This window comes from Fodinibius halophilus (assembly GCF_011059105.1).
In the GTDB taxonomy this organism is placed as follows: domain Bacteria; phylum Bacteroidota; class Rhodothermia; order Balneolales; family Balneolaceae; genus Fodinibius; species Fodinibius halophilus.
This window is the reverse complement of record NZ_JAALLS010000003.1, coordinates 164,367-182,581: the sequence shown is the minus strand read 5'-3', so window position 1 is coordinate 182,581 and position 18,215 is coordinate 164,367. Positions and strand designations below refer to the sequence as shown.

The 18,215-nt window shown below is 39.9% G+C and carries 22 protein-coding genes; 7 read left to right on the top strand and 15 right to left on the bottom strand.

The annotated features are described in order from the left end of the window. The first annotated feature begins 20 nt into the window (after positions 1-20). The 4 genes from G3569_RS04040 (at position 21) to G3569_RS04030 (ending at position 3,371) form a co-directional block, all read left to right on the top strand. A complete protein-coding gene (locus G3569_RS04040) occupies positions 21-827 on the top strand; it encodes a class I SAM-dependent methyltransferase (protein ID WP_165266333.1) in 807 nt (268 codons plus the stop codon). Positions 828-1,000: 173 nt separating this feature from the next. Beyond that, positions 1,001-1,822 (top strand): NAD(P)-dependent oxidoreductase, encoded by an 822-nt coding sequence (locus G3569_RS04035; protein ID WP_205720022.1) that lies wholly within the window; start codon positions 1,001-1,003, stop codon positions 1,820-1,822. A 19-nt stretch (positions 1,823-1,841) separates the two neighbouring features. Then, complete coding sequence (locus G3569_RS18320) at positions 1,842-2,231, top strand: Rossmann-fold NAD(P)-binding domain-containing protein (RefSeq protein WP_205720021.1); 390 nt, start codon at positions 1,842-1,844, stop codon at positions 2,229-2,231. Positions 2,232-2,636: 405 nt separating this feature from the next. Then, positions 2,637-3,371 (top strand): hypothetical protein, encoded by a 735-nt coding sequence (locus G3569_RS04030; protein ID WP_165266331.1) that lies wholly within the window; start codon positions 2,637-2,639, stop codon positions 3,369-3,371. A 323-nt stretch (positions 3,372-3,694) separates the two neighbouring features. Here G3569_RS04030 and G3569_RS04025 read toward each other — a convergent pair whose 3' ends face one another. The 8 genes from G3569_RS04025 to radC all read right to left on the bottom strand — a co-directional run bounded on the left by G3569_RS04025 (position 3,695) and on the right by radC (position 9,941). Beyond that, complete coding sequence (locus tag G3569_RS04025; RefSeq protein ID WP_165266329.1) at positions 3,695-3,910, bottom strand: hypothetical protein; 216 nt, start codon at positions 3,908-3,910, stop codon at positions 3,695-3,697. 7 nt (positions 3,911-3,917) lie between these two features. Further along, entirely contained in the window at positions 3,918-4,706 is a 789-nt protein-coding gene (locus tag G3569_RS04020; protein WP_165266327.1) for a hypothetical protein, read from the bottom strand. A gap of 2 nt (positions 4,707-4,708) precedes the next feature. Continuing rightward, the gene (locus tag G3569_RS04015) at positions 4,709-5,623 is read right to left on the bottom strand and encodes an ABC transporter ATP-binding protein (RefSeq protein WP_165266325.1); all 915 of its coding nucleotides are present in this window, start codon (positions 5,621-5,623) and stop codon (positions 4,709-4,711) included. Continuing rightward, positions 5,610-6,599, bottom strand: a complete 990-nt coding sequence (locus tag G3569_RS04010; protein WP_165266323.1) for an NHL repeat-containing protein — start codon at positions 6,597-6,599, stop codon at positions 5,610-5,612. Before G3569_RS04010 ends, G3569_RS04015 begins: the two co-directional genes overlap by 14 nt. Before the next feature lie 73 nt (positions 6,600-6,672). Next, positions 6,673-6,888 (bottom strand): hypothetical protein, encoded by a 216-nt coding sequence (locus tag G3569_RS04005; RefSeq protein ID WP_165266321.1) that lies wholly within the window; start codon positions 6,886-6,888, stop codon positions 6,673-6,675. Between the two features lie 214 nt (positions 6,889-7,102). Beyond that, the gene (gene argS, locus G3569_RS04000; RefSeq protein ID WP_165266319.1) at positions 7,103-8,737 is read right to left on the bottom strand and encodes an arginine--tRNA ligase; all 1,635 of its coding nucleotides are present in this window, start codon (positions 8,735-8,737) and stop codon (positions 7,103-7,105) included. Positions 8,738-8,808: 71 nt separating this feature from the next. Further along, the gene (locus G3569_RS03995; RefSeq protein ID WP_165266317.1) at positions 8,809-9,168 is read right to left on the bottom strand and encodes a four helix bundle protein; all 360 of its coding nucleotides are present in this window, start codon (positions 9,166-9,168) and stop codon (positions 8,809-8,811) included. A gap of 53 nt (positions 9,169-9,221) precedes the next feature. Continuing rightward, the gene (gene radC, locus G3569_RS03990) at positions 9,222-9,941 is read right to left on the bottom strand and encodes a RadC family protein (RefSeq protein ID WP_165266315.1); all 720 of its coding nucleotides are present in this window, start codon (positions 9,939-9,941) and stop codon (positions 9,222-9,224) included. 177 nt (positions 9,942-10,118) lie between these two features. Here radC and G3569_RS03985 point away from each other — a divergent pair, with 177 nt between their 5' ends. Continuing rightward, positions 10,119-10,679 (top strand): SCO family protein, encoded by a 561-nt coding sequence (locus G3569_RS03985; protein WP_165266313.1) that lies wholly within the window; start codon positions 10,119-10,121, stop codon positions 10,677-10,679. A 47-nt stretch (positions 10,680-10,726) separates the two neighbouring features. Next, on the top strand, positions 10,727-12,103 hold the full coding sequence (locus G3569_RS18725; RefSeq protein WP_165266311.1) for a methyl-accepting chemotaxis protein: 1,377 nt from the start codon (positions 10,727-10,729) through the stop codon (positions 12,101-12,103). A gap of 58 nt (positions 12,104-12,161) precedes the next feature. Here the strand turns inward: G3569_RS18725 and G3569_RS03975 are convergent, their stop codons facing one another. The 7 genes from G3569_RS03975 to G3569_RS03945 form a co-directional block, all read right to left on the bottom strand. Then, complete coding sequence (locus G3569_RS03975) at positions 12,162-12,947, bottom strand: hypothetical protein (protein WP_165266309.1); 786 nt, start codon at positions 12,945-12,947, stop codon at positions 12,162-12,164. Further along, the gene (locus G3569_RS03970) at positions 12,944-13,678 is read right to left on the bottom strand and encodes an ABC transporter ATP-binding protein (protein ID WP_165266307.1); all 735 of its coding nucleotides are present in this window, start codon (positions 13,676-13,678) and stop codon (positions 12,944-12,946) included. The genes G3569_RS03975 and G3569_RS03970 overlap by 4 nt, the downstream gene beginning before the upstream one ends. Before the next feature lie 72 nt (positions 13,679-13,750). Then, positions 13,751-13,966, bottom strand: a complete 216-nt coding sequence (locus G3569_RS03965) for a helix-turn-helix domain-containing protein (RefSeq protein WP_165266305.1) — start codon at positions 13,964-13,966, stop codon at positions 13,751-13,753. 6 nt (positions 13,967-13,972) lie between these two features. Further along, positions 13,973-14,698, bottom strand: coding sequence for a DUF2975 domain-containing protein (locus tag G3569_RS03960; protein ID WP_165266303.1), 726 nt, complete (start codon positions 14,696-14,698; stop codon positions 13,973-13,975). Positions 14,699-14,716: 18 nt separating this feature from the next. Beyond that, positions 14,717-15,364, bottom strand: a complete 648-nt coding sequence (locus G3569_RS03955; protein ID WP_165266301.1) for a DUF2975 domain-containing protein — start codon at positions 15,362-15,364, stop codon at positions 14,717-14,719. A 10-nt stretch (positions 15,365-15,374) separates the two neighbouring features. Then, entirely contained in the window at positions 15,375-16,007 is a 633-nt protein-coding gene (locus tag G3569_RS03950) for a DUF2975 domain-containing protein (RefSeq protein ID WP_165266299.1), read from the bottom strand. Between the two features lie 181 nt (positions 16,008-16,188). Continuing rightward, positions 16,189-17,376, bottom strand: coding sequence for a phosphorylase family protein (locus G3569_RS03945; protein ID WP_165266297.1), 1,188 nt, complete (start codon positions 17,374-17,376; stop codon positions 16,189-16,191). Positions 17,377-17,393: 17 nt separating this feature from the next. On the opposite strand from G3569_RS03945, the gene G3569_RS03940 reads away from it, so the two are divergent. Further along, positions 17,394-17,978 (top strand): NUDIX hydrolase, encoded by a 585-nt coding sequence (locus G3569_RS03940; protein ID WP_165266295.1) that lies wholly within the window; start codon positions 17,394-17,396, stop codon positions 17,976-17,978. The last annotated feature ends 237 nt before the right edge of the window (positions 17,979-18,215 follow it).

Genomic DNA, 18,215 nt, shown 5'->3' with positions numbered 1-18,215 from the left:
ATATTTAAAAAAAGAAAGTTATGTCTCTTGAACTGCGTTCCCCAAAGAATGATCGGGCGTCTATTTCGGTACCCCGGGAAGTTGCAAATCTACAAAAGAGTTTCAATGGTACGGTCTGTTCTAACAAAGGAGACGAGTATGCTATCACCAATAACATTATTGACCTGTTGGCGGATGATCCGGTGAGCATGTCATGGGCACAAAGTTCTAATCACTGGAAGGTGACGGCAGCATTGTATGAGGATATCTGGCGTAAACGTTCTCTTTCAATCCTGACAGGAGAGACCTTCCCTATCGAAAAAGAACGGGAACTACTCATTGAGTGGTTAAATCCCCAGCCCGATAAATTGTATTTGGATATTGGTTGCTCAACGGGGTTGTACAGTCGCTTGGTTCAAGGCAAACAGCCGGAGGCAAAGGTGGTGGCACTGGACTTTTCAAAACAGATGTTAGAGGAGGCACGACTGAAATCAGAAGCAGAGCAGGCCAACCTATATCTTCTGCGTGCCGATGGTCGTAGGTTGCCGTTTTTTGGTGCTACTTTTGATGGGGCGATGATGGGAGGGACACTTAATGAACTGTCAGATCCGTTAAAAGTGCTTTATGAAGCTCGTCGCGTTATTAAGAAAGACGGCATCTTTTTTATGATGCACCTGGTAAATGCTGATGCCTGGTATATGCGCCTGCTCCAGGATTCAGCGGAGTTTGGCGGCATCAAATTTTGGACTATCGATGAGAGTAATACCATGTTTGAACGGGCCGGTTTTCAAATCGCAGAACAGTTTTCAAAAGGGATTGTTTGCTTTAGTAAGCTTATTCCGGCCTAAGTAATGCTACATGTTGCGGAACTGTTTTAAATAGGTTTTTGCAAATATAGAAAACAGTAGTATTTAGATTTTCGCCACTCGAATAAATTTAGTTACATTCCCACTTCTATAGTTCAAATATGCTATATCATAATACTAACTTTTAAAAGCAGCATTGTTAAAAAACTAGAACAATGACTAAAAAGCTATCGTATCCGAAGGATAAAATTAATGTTTTGCTACTCGAAGGCGTCCATAAAGATGCCGTAAAACTTTTCGAAAATGAAGGGTATAATGTGACCTATCAAACCTCGTCCATGTCGGAAGAGGAACTGCACGATGCCCTGAAAGGTACCCAAATTATTGGCATTCGCTCCAAAACCGATATGACGGAGTCGATCATCAATAACGCCCCCAACCTGTTGTGTATCGGTGCTTTTTGTATTGGCACCAATCAGATCGATTTAAATGCAGCAAGTAAAAACGGTGTTGCTGTTTTTAATGCACCCTACAGTAATACAAGGAGTGTAGTAGAGTTGGCTGTTGCTGAAATGATACTTCTGATCCGTAATTTGCCAGACAAAATAATGGCTATGCATCAAAGCCGTTGGCAAAAGTCAGCCAAGTACAGCCATGAGTTTCGCGGTAAAAAGCTGGGTATTGTAGGATATGGTAATATTGGCAGCCAGCTGAGTGTGTTGGGAGAAGCTATGGGGCTGGACGTGTATTATTATGATTTGGAAGATAAACTGCCCCTAGGCAATGCCACCCGTACTGCTTCTATGGAAGAGCTATTTAAAACAGTTGATATAGTGAGCGTTCATGTGGATGGTCGCCCCGCTAATAAAGGCCTTATTGGCAAAGAAGAGCTGGATTGGCTGCACGATGGAGCTATTTTCTTAAATCTGGCGCGAGGCAAAGTAGTAGATACAGATGCTCTGCGCGATGCTATTGATGCCAAACGTATTTTAGGGGCTGGTATAGACGTATACCCCCCAAGAACCCAAAAGCAATGACGAACCTTTTGAAGATGTGATGGCCGGTGCCCGAAATACCATTCTTACCCCACATATTGGCGGTAGTACGATGGAGGCCCAGGAGCATATTGGCAATTTTGTGCCCCACAAAATTATGGATTTTATTAATACCGGAAATACTTCGGGCAGCGTAAATCTGCCTAATTTAAAACTGCCTAGTTTTGAGGATTCCCATCGCTTTTTACACATTCACGCCAATAAGCCTAACATAATGGCTACTATCAATAATATTCTGGCTAAATACGACATCAATATCGACGGGCAGTATCTCAAAACAAATGAATCGGTAGGGTATGTTATTACTGATATTAACACCGATTACAACGAAGAGATAAAGGAAGAGTTAAAAAATGTAGATGATACTATTCGTTTTCGGGTGCTGTATTAAGGTAACGGCCCGGTGTAAACACCAGGTAGGATTCAGCCGAATTTTCCGACATATAATTTTTGACGGTTGAGGAGAGCAATCAACTGTTTGAGTGCGCCAGATTTATCGTATTAGATTAACTTTCAAAAGGGATTGTGTGTTTTGCGAAGTTTCGCCGGCATGAGAGTTACAGTATTTAAGATATAGGATATAAGTGGGTAACGTCTTGAACTTCTATCTTATTTGTATTTACATCAGTGCTTTGATGTTCAAAACTCGTTTCCTATTCTATTGTTTACACTAGCCTAAGTCCTTAACTATATTCTCCTGACTTACTTCCTGATCTATAAAAAAATATTTGACTATTTCTTTTTTTTTTTTTGAAATTAAAAAAGTTATAATCTATTTAATCAAAAGAGATGCAAGGTGTCATATCTAAATTTATCGAACTTATCATATCTAGGATTAGTTTTAATATCATTCATTTTATTTTCATCATGTAATGATACTGTTGGAACTGAAGAAGCTCAGAAAAATTATGATTTAAAAGAGAATTTAACAATTGAAAATAATCAGGACCTATTCTCTCAAGAGTTCGTTTCTCTTGGTGTTGTAAAAGCAGAAGTTAAAAAAAGAAAGAGCAGAACAGATATTAATTTCTTACAGCATAACGTAATTTCTGGGGATAAACATAATTCTAGGGAACAAAGTTTTTCTTTCTATATTAAGGATGAGGTTTTGCATCTAGATGGAAAACCTAGTTTAGGTGTAAGCCTAGTAAATAATTCCCCTTATATTATTACGGAAAACTATCAGGGACCATTAGAAGACTTTAGTAAAAATAACTTAAATAAAGATTTAACGTTATTATTATTTGCACTAGATGAAATAACTTCTAATTCGCAAAATAAAATTAAAGCTAATATGTTCCATAGGTCTACACTAAGTGGTTGTAGTTTCTGGAATACTTATTATTTAAATTCAGTCGGTTTTACAAGATCAGTTGCTGTGAGCACCATAAAAAGTGAGGGTGCCTCCAGAAAGGTTAAGGACCATGAGGAAGCAACCGGAGAGACATGTAGTAAAATTGGTGGAGTGGATACTTCTTGTGTTGGTGAAAATCATGGATGTTTATCAACACAAGCTTATTGTTGCAAATAAATAATTATTTATTATGATATTTTTTATAAGTGAACCAATGTTATTTTTGGTAATTATACTTTATTTCGTGATTACTATCTCAGCAATATTTTTAGTTGGAAAAGAACAAAGATATTCAACATTTGTTAAAATTTTCTTGGGGTTTATTTTCTTCTTTATTCCTTTTTCAGGGTTAGTTTATTTAATCTTGAATTATAAGAAAATGCCAGAACTTGTAAACTGATGTTGTAGGTTTCCTTGGAAGTGATTGTCGTATGGCTATAAATATACATGTGAGCAGCAGCTTTAATCTAAGTTAAGTTCTCAGTCAGTGTCATTGAGGATTATAGTGCCTGATTATTATTTTCGGTGTGTCGGGGTTGCTTATCTGGGAGTAATGAAAGGATGACTAATCCGATGAAGTTAAATAACAAGCCGAAGATAGCTCCTAAAGCAAAGCTGGCACCCTTTTTTCGGGCGGTAAATCCAGATAGCAAAATTATGACGACACTAGCAATGAAGGTTAGGATTAACTCAAGGTGTTCTAATAAAAATTCCATATCTCGGTTATATATTTTTTCTTTTAAAGAGAAAAAATGAGATTCCCAATAATATGACAATGTAGGGAATTCCTAAGGTGTTAATGGAAAGCTGGTATGGTTGCTGGGCAAATATATTTCCGGAAAACATAAGAAGGTCACCAAAATTTGGTAGAAAAAGATCTATAAAGTCTATAAGTCCTCTGTAGATATTATTATCCGCTAACGGATATAAAAACTTTTCTTTTTCTCCGAAGATAAAGGGAAAAATAAAGCAATATACTATTGTTGGAAAGACACCACTGCCCGAAATAAATGAAAAGAACGAAATCGAACTAACAATTAATAGGCAGGGAGCTAATAATCCAAGTAAGCTAAGCCATATATATGGTGACCATACTTGATCGAGGATCCCAAAATTAATCCAAAAACTAAGATGTAAAAGTACAAATGGGATCATTATTAAGAGCGTGGTACCAGAAATTAGATACAAAAAGAATTTTTCTCTTGATATCGGTTTTGAAAATAAAAGAGACGTGAATTCACCGGTTTTGTTTAGCATAAGGATAGCTCCACTTGTATAGCATAAACAAAATAAGATTACAAAATATCCAAAGGCCCATTGAGATATAAATAGATTCGGTTCAGACGTTGTAATATAATCTACTGCCACCAGTTGGTACGCATTCCATTGCAGGTCCATGAAAATACCGGTATAAATAAAAAGCGGTATCCCTAGTGCAAGCGCAGTATAAAATGACCGCGCTTGTTTTAACTCACGCCATTGAATTGATAAAACATTCAGTAGAGTACTCATAGTTACTTCAAATTATTTAGAAATACCTTTTCCAGATTTGCACTACCTGTTTGTATATTTTTCACGGCGATACCATTGTCGTTTAATACTGCTAAGAGCTCTTGAAGATTATCTTGTTTAACAGAAATAGTGATTCTCCCATGTTCTTCTGAACAATGATATTTTGTTGATATTTTTTGGGGTAACTCATTGATATCGTTGATTGCTAGTTGTACTTCCGGGTTGCTTTGAAAGCTATCCAGGCTGTCAAGGTTTTCGGTAAGGATAATTTGACCATCTTTTATAAGAAAAATAGCATCACAGATCATTTGGATTTCAGGAAGTTCATGGCTGCTAATTAGTATGCCGGTACCCTGGTCCTTATACTGGGTGAAGAGGCTTCTCATTTGATTTCTTTGTTTGGGATCCAGGCCTGCCATCGGTTCATCTAAAAAAAGCATATGAGGATTACATAAAAGGGCTTGGGCAATTAACAGCCTTTTTTTCATTCCTTTGGAATAAGCATTAATACTTTTTTCTTTTTCTGATTCCAGTCCTACTAATTGAAAAAGATCTTTTACCCGTTGGGTGAGATCTTTTTTGTTGATAGGATATAAGTTTCCCATTAATTTTAGAAAATTTCTACCTGTAATATTTTGTGAGAACGTTACTTCTTCGGGTACAAAGCCTACTCTCTGGAGCCATTTTACGCGGCTTACTTTTTTACCTTCGTTATAATAACTGATTGTACCGTCATGTTTTCTAAGTAAGCCGAGTAATGTTTTAATTAATGTGGTTTTCCCGGCGCCGTTAGGGCCTAGCAGGCCATATATTTTCCCTTTCTGTAATTTTAGGTCAATATTCCTCAGTACCTTGGTCTTCTGGAATATTGATTTCTTGTAGTATGTAGAAATGTTTGTGAGTTCAATCGATTTCATGACTTGAAACTTGTTTCGGATCTATTTTCCATTTTTTTATATGGTATCCGCCGGCCCCAAGAGTATAAAGTGACTGATTATTATAGGTTAAGGCTTGGGCCTTTTCCGGCAGTACAAATGTATGGATGTACTCTCCTTTTTTATTGAAAACATATATATCTTGAGCCGGATTTTTACTGAAGCTGCGGCCTACAACCCAAACTCTTCCATTTGGTAATGTCGTAATTCCCTGGATGACTGGTCCTTTAGGTAATCCGTCGTTGGTACGGCTGAACTTTGGAATCGAGGGGAGCCTGAATTCATCCAAAAGACCCTGTGAGATAGAAAACTTCTGGATTAAATTTTTAAATGGAAATGACACATAAAAAATATCGTCATTATAGAATTTAATATATTTGACCAGATCATAGATTTTCTTTTTATCAGTAATATCTACTTCTTCAATTGTTTTATGGTACGTGCCATCCAAGTCAAGGAGGTCAAGATTACCTGTTGCAAAATTGCTAACTAAAATATCCCCGTTGTTATTAGCTGCAAAGGTGGAGACTATTCCGTTATTAAGCAACACATCTTGGTGCTCTAAGGTGGATGAAAAGAGCTGTATTGAGACCTCTTTGACACTTGCGGACCCTACAGGATTTGGAAGTTTACTAACAGTGTAGTAATGTTTTTTAAATTCTCCCGGCCCGTCTCCTTTTCTTCCAGTTTTAGCAATTAACTCTCCATTTGGGTTGAACTTTTTTAACTGAAAATCACTGATATCAAGTGCGTAGATATTTCCTAGAGAGTCGAGGGTAAAATCAGTAATGTAGTTGGCGCTATTTGTACTATCGATAGTGAGTACATTTTCTATATCGTAATCAACAAACTGTACCGCTTTACCTGTTCTTTTATTAGGCTCTTTTTCACAGCTTACTAACTGAAAGATTAGTAGAGAAATTAAGGTGTAAAAAAAACAACTTTTCTTAGGGAACATTGAGAATAGAGTATTAAAGTAATAGGGATACAATATGGTATTGTACCCCTACTATGTTTAGTATTTAATTGTGTTATTCGATGGCAATTTCACAGGCTGCATAACCTGCACCACATCCTGTGTAACATGCTCCTTTTGCCCAGTCAGCATTCCAATTTTCATCACAATCATTCTTGCATTTTGCGAGCTCATCTTCACAAAGGTCTTCTCGTACTTTGGCAGATGCTGGAGATATTACACTTCCCATGAACAATAACATTAGACTGGCTATCATAATCTTAACTTTCATAATGAATAGATTTTTGATTACGAAGTTAGTTTATGTTATGTCTTGATGATAACTCAAGATGAATGCACATGTTAGAAAAAAATTTTTTTGTTTCAAGTGTGACAAGGAGGTGAGGCTGCCAAGTATGAAAAGTCCCCAGTAAATAAGTGAAGACAGTTTATTTAATAGTCTGTTATGGGTATACTATTTGGAAACTATGACCTTTTCTCGCATGTTACATCTCTTCCGGTGCAGAAATACCCAAAATACCCAATCCATTCGCCAGCACTTGTGCGGTGGCTTTGGCCAGTGCCGAACGTGCTTGTACTAATTCTTTTTCTTCGCCTAGAATACGGCAATCGTGATAGAATGAAGTAAAGGCGGAGGCCAGGTCATCCAGGTAGTTTATTAGCCGATGGGGTTCATGGCTGCGGGCTGCACTTTGGATCATCTCAGGAAAGCGGATAAGGCTTTTCATTAATTCTGTTTCTGACTCATGGGTAAGCAGGCTAAGCTTTGCTTTGGCATCAAAAGAATATTCTTGCTCTACCTTTCGCAGGATACTGTGGATGCGGGCATGCGCATATTGCAGGTAAAATACCGGGTTTTTGTCCCCGGCTTCTTTAGCTTCGGCGATATCAAATTCCAGGTGCGTATTGGGATCACGCATCTCAAAGAAAAAACGTGTGACATCAGAACCAACTTCATCCATGAGATCGTCAAGGGTTACAAAGTTGGCTTTGCGCGTACTCATCTTAAAGGGCTTACCCTCTTTGACAATAGTCACAAACTGGTAAACCACCACATCAACCTTTGATTTGTCATAGCCCATTGCGTCGAGCCCGGAAAGTACGTCGGGGTAGGTATCTATGTGGTCGGCTCCAAAGACGTCAATGCACTGGTCATAGCCCCGTTCAAGTTTGTTAACGTGGTAAGCAATGTCGGGCAGGCGATAGGTGGGTTCTCCACTGCTTTTGATCAGTACGGTATCTTTATCTTTGCCAAATTCAGTTGTTTTGAACCAGGTTGCCCCGTCTTCGTCGTAAGCTAGATCTTTTTCGCGCAGTGTTTCTACGACTTTGTCGATGGATCCGTCATCATATACTTCCTGCTCATTGAAAAAGGCGTCCATTTCAATATCCATACGCTGTAGAGTCTCCTGGATATCCTCAAAAATAACCTGTTCAGCTTTTTCTTTGAACGGGGTAATGTTATCACTATCAATGAGCTCTTCGCCGTGTTCGTCAATTAATGCTTTGGCAATGTCACGAATATATTCTCCTTCGTATCCATCATCGGGAAGGTCAACTTCTTGTCCCAACTCTTGCAGGTATCGGGCTTTGACACTCTGCCCCAATACCCGCATTTGGCGACCGGCGTTGTTAAAGTAATACTCGCGGTCTACTTCGGCCCCGGTCCATTCCAACAGGTTGGCAATGGTGTCGCCCAGTACGGCGTTACGGCCGTGGCCTACGGTTAGTGGTCCTGTAGGATTAGCACTAACATATTCGACAAGGATGCGCTGGCCGTCGAGCGCAGAAGATTTCCCAAATCTTTCTCCTTCTTCGAGGATATTATTGAGTTCATCAAAGAGGTAGTTTTCGGCATATCGAAAGTTGATAAAACCGGGTCCTGCAATTTCAACAGTATCAATTTTATTAGCTTCATATTCCAGGCTCTCTACAATCTGGTCAGCAATTTTGCGCGGACTGTTTTTTAGAATACTTGCGAGGTTCAGGGCAATATTGGAGGCCGCATCGCCATGCTCTGGCTGGTTGGGCTTTTCAATCTGGATTTCAGGGATATCCTCTTCATTGATATCAAACTGCGCCAGTGAGGTGCTAATAACTTTTCGTAGATAATCCTTCATTATATAATACCGTTGCATTTGCAGGAAATTAATAACCGCTAAATATAAGGAGTTGAATTAGGAATTGAGAATTAGGAATGAGGATTTTTTAGAGTTTTTATGATCGAGCCGAGTATTTTTAATAATTCATCACAATTTTCAATTAGGGAATTGGCAAGTTCAGGCTTTATAAGTTTAGAATCTCTTATCAATCTGAGCCAGTAATGCGTTTCCCTGGCTTCTTTGTAAGAAATTGAAAGTTTGGCTTTAAAGTCTCTTCTGGATTGAGCACCGATTGCTTCTTCAATGTTAGCGCCAATAGAGGTCCCGCTTTTTAGAATTTGTTTGGATATAACATATTCGTGCTCGTTTTTAATTAATGTTCGACTAAGTTGAATAACACGCAGTGAGAACTGATAACTTTTGTCTCTAACAATATTTTCCTTTTTCATAATCTTAATTCTCAATTCCTAATTCTTAACTCTTAATTCCTAATTTCCAATTCTTAATTAATAATCCCTTGAGCGCGGAAGCTGGTGTAGCCGTCGCCGGCGATGATGATATGGTCATCAACGGGAATGCCCAGCAGTTTGCCGGATTTTGAAATACGTTCGGTCAGTTGGATATCGGCTTTTGAAGCTTTGTTATTGCCACTGGGATGGTTGTGTAATAGTAGTATGCTGTTGGCCTCATTCATTACCGCCTGCCGCATTACCTCGGCTGGATCTACAATAGTAGCTGTTGAACCGCCGGAGCTTACTTTTTTATATCCCATTACGATTTTGGCATTATTGAGAAAGGCCACCATGAATACCTCTTTAGTGAGGTCTCGCAGCTTTGGTCCAAAATAGGCCACCGCATCCTCGGGTGATGTAACCTGCACCTGTTCGCCCAAACTGGCTACTTGTATACGTTTGGAAAGCTCAAACACCGCCTCCAGGGTTAATGACTTTACCTTCCCCATCCCCGGTATCACTTTAAGATCTTGCCAATCTTTACGTGCCAGGTAGCGTAGGCCATCGAAATGATCGAGTAGCGCTTGGGCCATCTGTATCACGTTCATTTTTCGGCTGCCCGTGCGAAGTAAAATAGCCAGGAGTTCAGCATCCGAAAGACTTTCACTTCCGTAATTCATTAGCTTCTCGCGCGGTTGTTCGTCTGGGCTCATCTCTTTGACGGTTCTGTTTAAAAAAGTGCCGGCTTCGAATTGTTCTTGGTCAGACATGGGAACCTCTCTTTTGATGTTGGTTTTATAAGTAAGACTATCTGAACGTATAATCCTTACAAAAGGGAGGCCAACCTCTTTTGTCTTTACCCCCAACCCCAAATACAACGCATAACTTAAGTTATAAGCATATACACCGATAATTAAATCTTAATCGTGGGCAAGGGGACAAAAAAAATGGGAAAAGTTATATCACTGTTTTTGCTGGCAAGCTTATTATTATTGCCTGCTACTTTAGTAATAGGTTTTTCGTATTTAGGTAATGCGCATCCCCTGGAAAATAAAACAGTAGCTGAACCACCGTTTCTTTCCCAGTCATCAAATTCAATAGAGGTACTATTTTTCGGATATGTTGGTTGCGAGTCGATATGTCCTACTTCGTTAATAAAACTGGCTAAGGTTTTTAAGGAAATAGATCAAAAATACCCTGACAGTAAGACAGGGGCAGTATTCGTAGATATTGGAGAGCAGGTTTCGGCAGACTTATCGAATAGGTATAGCCGTCAGTTTTCGGAAGATATACGAGGTGTTACCTTGGCAAAAGATGATATGAAACAAGTTCTCCGTGATTTTAATGTGCGCTTAAACAAGCCGAATGCAGATAAGCCAACAATTTTTCATACGGATCACTTTTTTGTTTTACAGCAGAAGCAGAATGAGTGGAAAGTGAGGCGGGTATTATCAAATAATATTGAGAAGGAAGCAATACAGCTTGTGTTAGAACAAGCAATACAATAATAGAACAATGTTAAAAATCCTCGGGAGGGGATAAAAGAAATTGGACAATGACCAATCAAGCTAGTTTCAAAGATACATTCTTTCCGATTTATAATGAGGGATTATCGGCGGGGGTAAAGCAGAATGTTAAAAAAACTTTTGAGAAAGCTGATGCTTTTATGTTCAGACTTGTTGTTGTGCACTGGATTGGTGCCTCCACACTAACAGCATTTACATACAGTACCTATTTGTTGGGATTTGTAGGTGGGGCCGTGATAACGGGCATTGCCTATGCGGTTTATAATATGAACCCGGGCACTCTATTAAGCAGAATTACCTTTGGGGCATCATTTATGGCCTTTTCTATGATTTTTATCCAGCAGCATATGGGTAGGATAGAAATGCACTTCCATATTTTTATCGCTATCGCCGTACTGATACGGTACAAAGATATAGCACCGGTATTGGCTGCTGCAGCAACAACAGCGATACACCACGCCCTTTTTAATGTTGCACAAACCTATGAAATGGCTGTTGCCGGGACTCCTATTAAAGTGTTTGATTATGGATGTGGTTGGGATCTGGTGGCTTTGCATGCAATTTTTGTGATTGTTGAAGCAGTGGTAATAAGCAACATTGTATTAAATCTTACACAAGAGTACCTGAACAACTCGAAGGTGTTTAATATTATGGATGAGCTGAGCGCTTCGGCTCATCAAGTTGGAGAGGTGACAGAATTTATTTCTGATTCCGGGCAAGATTTGGCTGCCAATGCTTCTGATAATGCCCAGGCAGTAGCAGAGTCCAATGAATCGATCGACAGCATGAACGAAAAAATATTGGAGCTTAACGATAAAACGAGTTCTGCCACTCAGAAGGTGAAGTCGATTGCCAGTGATACGGATCAGATGAATGACTCTATGAATAATTTAAAAGAGTCTAGCAGTAATATATCTACCATTACTGAAACCATCGACAGTATTGCTTCGCAGACAAATATATTGGCACTGAATGCTGCCGTTGAGGCTGCGCGTGCAGGAGATGCCGGAGCTGGTTTTGCCGTTGTAACTGACGAAATTCGAGTGTTAGCCCAAAAGACGGCTCGGGCAGCAGCTGATATTAGTAAGATGATTGAAACCAATGTGGAGAAGGCAGAAGCCGGGGTTTCTATTTCAAAGCAAATTTCATCACAGATTGATGAACTACAGGCCTGGATTGAACAGGTAAATACGGTGGGGGATGAGCAGATTGCTCAGCTAAAAGAGATTAAAAGCAGTATTGCCAGAATATCTGATACCACAGATAACACAGCAGATATGGCGGAGAAGAACGCTTCGACAGCCGAAGAGTTACAGAGTCAAACCCACGTGTTGACAAATGCGATTGAAAGCATCAATCAAAAAGTTGATATGAATGGAACTACAACTACCAATGGCACTTTTTGATTTCTAAAGTCGGGAAAAGACTCCATTGGTAGTTATAGAAGAAGTTTTGATATCAAATTTAAAACTCTTTTTTCCGGAATATATATAAGCTGAGCAGGCCCAAAGGCAGGCAGCTAACCAATATAAAAGCCAGTAACCCGCCGTCAAGTGCTGAAAAGCCACCGCTGTATATCTGCTTAAGCAGCTCTTCTACCCCGCCCGCACTGGGGATAATATAGCTGAGCGCTACCATAAAGTAGCGAAATAACTCTGACTCAATGCCAAACAGATCTATTAATTTTTCAATCTTTAGCAGGCCGGCGGACAGGCTTGTTATAAACCAGCCTAAAATGGCACCTGCCAGATAAGAGTTGGTAATAGTGAGAAATAAAACAATTGTTATATAATAGGTTAATATTAGCAGTGGCAGAAACAGCAGTATGCCGAGAAAGAACTGAAATGGAAATATAGCGGCTTTAATAGCCAGCATTATTGCCAGAAGTAAAAGGGTAATAAGGGTGTAGGCTACTGCTACAATAGAGACGGCCGCAAGATCAGAAAAGAAAAAATCGGAGCGAGAAATAGGTTTTGATAGAATCAATGAACTGCGTTCCGACTTTAAATTTTGAGAAAAGTGGTTTGGAAAGCCAATGATACAGACTAAGGTAATTAAGCCTATAATCTGCGACATAACCATAGCTGCAGAAAGGTTAAGGTCACCCACCTGAACTGAAAATGAGTAACTGTTTTGAGCAGCTGCTATATCTCCCCAGTACATAATGGCTAATACAAATAGGAGAACAATTGCAGGCCAGCTCCATAATGCTTTATTTTTAAAAATGGTGCGTGTAATAAAACGTATCATGATGTAATAGGTTCTTTGTTTTCAAAATGATGCAGGTAGAACGATTCGACGGTATCAAACTGGTCTTGTAATTCTGATTTCGAAGCTTCTTCGATAATTTGCCCATCCTTTATAAGGTGAAGATGGTCGCAGGTTTTATCAATATCAGAAAGAATATGGGTCGTTATCAGGATCGAGATATTTCGTTTATCTTGCAGGTGAAATATATAATCCATGATACCCTTTTTCTTTACCGCATCGAGTCCGTTGAACGGTTCGTCCAGAATATAAAATTGATCATCAGACAAAAAGGTATTCATCAGGGCTGTAATCTGTGTCATCCCTTTGGAGAGGCCTTTCACTTTTTTGTCCAGGTAGTTGACATCAAAGGCATCGGCCAGTTCTTCAATGCGTAGGTCCAGGTTCTCAGGGGGTGACTTTTTGAGCCCGGCAAAGGATTGCAATACCTCTCTGACGGTAAAATTCTTGGGGAGTGAGAAATTTTCCGGCAGATAACTGAGTTTAACCCGTGATTCTTTATTCTTGTGTGATTTTCCCATCAGGGTGATATGCCCGGTATCGGCAAAAAGAAGGTCGAGAATGACTTTCAAAAAGGTTGACTTTCCTGACCCATTGGGTCCCAGGATGGCGGTAAAACTGCCCTCTTCAATAACAAAGTCATCGATCTTCAGCCGAAAAGCATCTGCGCTTGATTTATATGCTTTTGTGATGTTTTCTGCTTTTAGAATCATAATTGGTATTCTCTTGCGATTGGTTGTTTCCGGTTGTTATGCTATGCTTTTATTGAGTAAAAGTAAATAGTGTTACTCTTCTCCGGTTATTTCATACTCTAAAATATCGCCCGGTTGGCAATCCAGGGCCTCACAGATGGCGTTAAGCGTAGAGAAACGTACGGCCTTGGCTTTGCCGGTTTTCAGGATCGACAGGTTTGAGATCGTCACTCCCACCTTCTCTGAGAGTTCGGTCAGGGACATATCGCGCTTTACCAGCATTAAATCTAAGTTTACTTTAATGGCCATAATAACCTAAATAGTTAAATCCTGTTCTTTCTGAAGTTTAATTGCGCGTTCCAAGAAGAGAAAAATGAATAGTAAAGCTACTGCAATGCTTAACAACGAGCTGGATACTCCGCCGGTAAGTGATTCGCCCAGGTAATATTCATTGTTTAGAAAGTGAACCATTCGTCCATAAAGAACAGCTTTTATAAAGAATGCAGTAATGAATAATGCATAGATACCGCCAAAGAAACGCTTAATTTCTTTTGTAAATAACTTTTTTTCTTGTCGAAAATTGATTTCGGTAACACCTATCAGAAAGAGCGCAAAAATTAGAAATCCACCAAAATAAAATGCGATCTGGTAATAAAATTGAGATTTCCAGAATGATTCATGTTCTTCGGTAACCAGGAATGAAGGATTGCCACTCAGCCCCATAATTTTTGTTAAGCCTGTTTGTGCCTGTAAAATATTAGCTGTCTTCTTTTGGGATGGAGTGTATGATAAATCATCGGTCGTGATATAGCGAACCGTGCGTTTAGTGTCTTGTTGAACAACGGTCGTTTTGGAGAGAGTTAAATCACCTATTTCATAGGTCGCTGTTTGTGCAGAGGGTGGGCTATTGTCATATACTCGGTGGAATGTTTGAATACTGTTGATACCCAGATAGATATAAAATAGAACCATCAAAGCTAGTATTGAGAGTACAAGCCACCTAAAATTGCTTTCTTTTATGATGTTTGATTGCAGGTCCATAGATGATTTAGGTATTAGTTATACCGTCAATTTGAGTTCTTGGTACATCTCGTTGCCTTTCTCGAAAACAGCGGCAAGCGTATAGAGCAATAAGCCGCCGATTAGAAATGTCCAGTCCGAGCCAATAAGTGGCATTTCTAATTTAAACTCACCAATGCCATGGGCTATAATCTCTGAGGCAGGTCCCAGAAAGTGTATGGTGAGATAATAGGCCAGCCACTCCAGCGGTTCTACCAAGAACACCAAAAGGGCGATTATTTTAAGGCGGCGGACGTTTTCTCCGGTGAAGATGGTGTTGTTAGTGGCAGATTTTAACAGGTTGCGCAGCTGGTATAATCCCAATAGAAAAAGAGCAATGGCGATAGCAATAAAGATCGCCCAGGTAATATATGCGTAAGGAGTGTGTTGCAGGATGTAGTCAAAATCGATCATCCCCTTTGCCGGACCGGTGGAGAGATATTCATATTGCTCCGGGTTTTTAAGAGTGATAAGGTCAGACTTTATGGGGAGTGTTAATCCAAAAATGGAGTTGGGATGACTACTCCCAAAGAATTCATAGCTCAAAAGCCCGGCAAACAGAATTCCCATTAGGCAAGAGAGGTACCACCAAACATTAACAATGAGATAGCAGAAGTAGGCCGTTGATTTTTCTCCAAGTCCTTTCATAGTGTGATAATTATATCGTGAGTTGTTGTTCTTTGTAGAGCCTGTTTCCTTCTTTGAATACATAGCCCAATACAAGTATAAAAATGCCTGCATAGGCATATCCATCCCCCATATATGTTAGCCCGGCAATTGATAAGTTTTCTGGGAGGTCTAGACTGGCGAAATAGGGATGGACGAAAAAATTAAGGGCAGGAATAGTAAATGGGGCTAAGAATAAAATCCAGCCAATAGTAAATAAGTACGTTGGATTTTTCTCGCTAAAGGGTTCCTTGTCAATAATCGTCTTGAAAAGTTTGCTGAACAGGAATAAAACGATGGCTAAAATGACGTACTTCAACAAGCCGACCAAGAAAAAACCAATAATAGGCCATTGAGAAGATTTGTCTGAGGTTGAAAGCCTAACTCTTCCATTCATCTCTTCATTTATATGCAAGGTAACCTCTCCTGCTTTGATATCACTTGCTTCCTTAAATTCCTGGACTTCTAATTGCACAGGAATTAGATCGGTACTTAAATGATTGTTCTGGCTTTGCATGAAAAACGTAAAGGTCTGTATTAGGATAAGTCCGCCAATTAGCACATAACCAATTTGTGAGATATAATATAGGAAGTGAGCGAGGGTCCAATCTTTGTTAAAAGTCATGAATACAAATCGCTTTATTGATGTTCAATCTCAAGTAAAAATAAAATTTACTGAATAGTAACAATTTTTTATTGATAAACAATAAATGATTGTTGTTTTATGGTAAATGGAACTAATAAAAAAGCCTGTCAGAGTTGTGGATCTCTGACAGGCTTGAAGAAGCGGTAATAATTTGTTGAACTTAGTCTTCGTCGGGTCCGCCCATCAATGGTTCGTTCATGGCGCGGATACTGGCGTTGGGTAAGCCTTCGGGATAGTTTTGTTTGCACATATTAAGCACGTCAATAGCCATCTCAATATGCATCTGTTTGGAATCTTGATAGAATTCCTGGGCATCGTCACTGAGCTTGGGTTTTCCATGTAGGGGTTTGTCACTAACACAAAGCATAGTGGCATTGGGAATACGGTATCGATAGCCGTTGGTAGCAACGGTGGCCGATTCCATATCTACGGCAATACTGCGGCTCATGTGAATCTGCTCTACCGTTCGTCCTTTAATAAACTCCCAGTTCCGATTGGCCGTGGTGAAGATGGTACCCAAACGGTGATTGCGATTATAACTGTCGAGCACTTCTTTAAGATATACATTTAGCAAATAGTTGGGCGTAATAGGAATATTGAGCGGTAAAATATTATCCAGTACCCCATCATCACGCATAAAGCCGGTGGCCAGTACAAAATCACCGATTTCCTGGTGGTTACGCAGGCCTCCGCAATGACCTACCATAATCATAGCATCGGGACGAAGCACGGCAACATGATCGGTAATGGTTTTGGCATTCGATGGACCTACCCCAATATTAATAAGGGTTACGCCTTTATGGTCATCCAGCTTATGGTGGTACGCCGGCATCTGTACTCCTTCGCGAGCCGGGCCAACACAGTCGGGAAACTTCTCTTTGAAGACTTCCACGTGCATATCGTAGTTGGTAAACAGGATATAACGTTGGAAATCTTCGGGTTGAGTACCGGTGTAATGCTCCAGGCGATTGAGTGAGATCTCTATTCGCTCGGGACTAAACAGGAACAGCTTTTTCTGGGTGATGTCCCAGTCATCTTCGTCGGTATTATCTAGTAGGTCGGGATCGTTAAGTGCCAGCCGCTCTCGAGAAGGGAGGATTTTTATGACAGCCCCCTTTTCGCCGAGTTTCTTAAGTTCCCGCAGTAGGTACCAGCGATACGATTTGGGTTTTGCCATCTCTCCCGTAATAATGGGATTATGTTTGGACCACGATCGTTTGACCAGTAATTTTGGGTATTCTCCATTTTCATAAATGGCTTCCATTGAATCACAGGCTTCTTCCATGCGTTCATGGAGTTCTTTTTGTGAGCTTACTTCGTCGGTATTAAATTCAAATCGTTCTGTCATAAATAGCGTGTAGTCTTATGAGTGAAAAATCTTTTCGTTTCTCAATAGAACCGTGGTCGGTTACCCACCAAAATAAGGAATATCAGACACCAATTTTCAATCTTTTACACCGAAAAATGAAATTGGAGTCGGAAGAAGAGGAGAACGAAGGTGATTTTTACGTATTAAAAGCACCGGAGTGGGTAAATGTACTTCCTATTACTTCGGATGATGAAGTGGTGCTGGTAGAGCAGTATCGATACGGTATTGAGGAGCCGACCCTGGAAGTGCCAGGTGGGATGGTGGATCCGGGAGAGCAACCACTGGAAGCGATACAGCGAGAGCTGGTGGAAGAGACGGGTTATCAGTCTGAGCATTGGCAGAGCTTGGGTAAAGTAAGTGCCAACCCCGCGATAATGACGAACTTTACCCATTTGTTTTTAGCTGAGAATTGTACATTTGAAGGCCTTCAGGAACCGGAGGGAGATATCCACGAGCGAATAAAGGTACATAAAGTGCCACTGGAGGAGTTTCTCTCTTTTGCGGCTGATGAGACGATCCATCACACAATCGTACTGGCGACCGTTGCACGGTATTTGCTATATCGGAATGAGATGGAATGAGCCGGAAGTGAAGACAGTATTATAGGTATTGCAATAAGTTTTACTCTCTGAACGTTTGTTGTCTTTGTTCTTACAAAAGGTATCTTCATCTAAGCTTCAAATAAAGCCCGTACCTTCGGCAATCAAAAAGTTTTATTGCAGTATCAGGGCGATAGCGTTATCATAAAAGATTAATTGATGATACTACAGAGAACGATTTCCCCTGCATCTCCCGTTACCAATACACGATTGGATTGA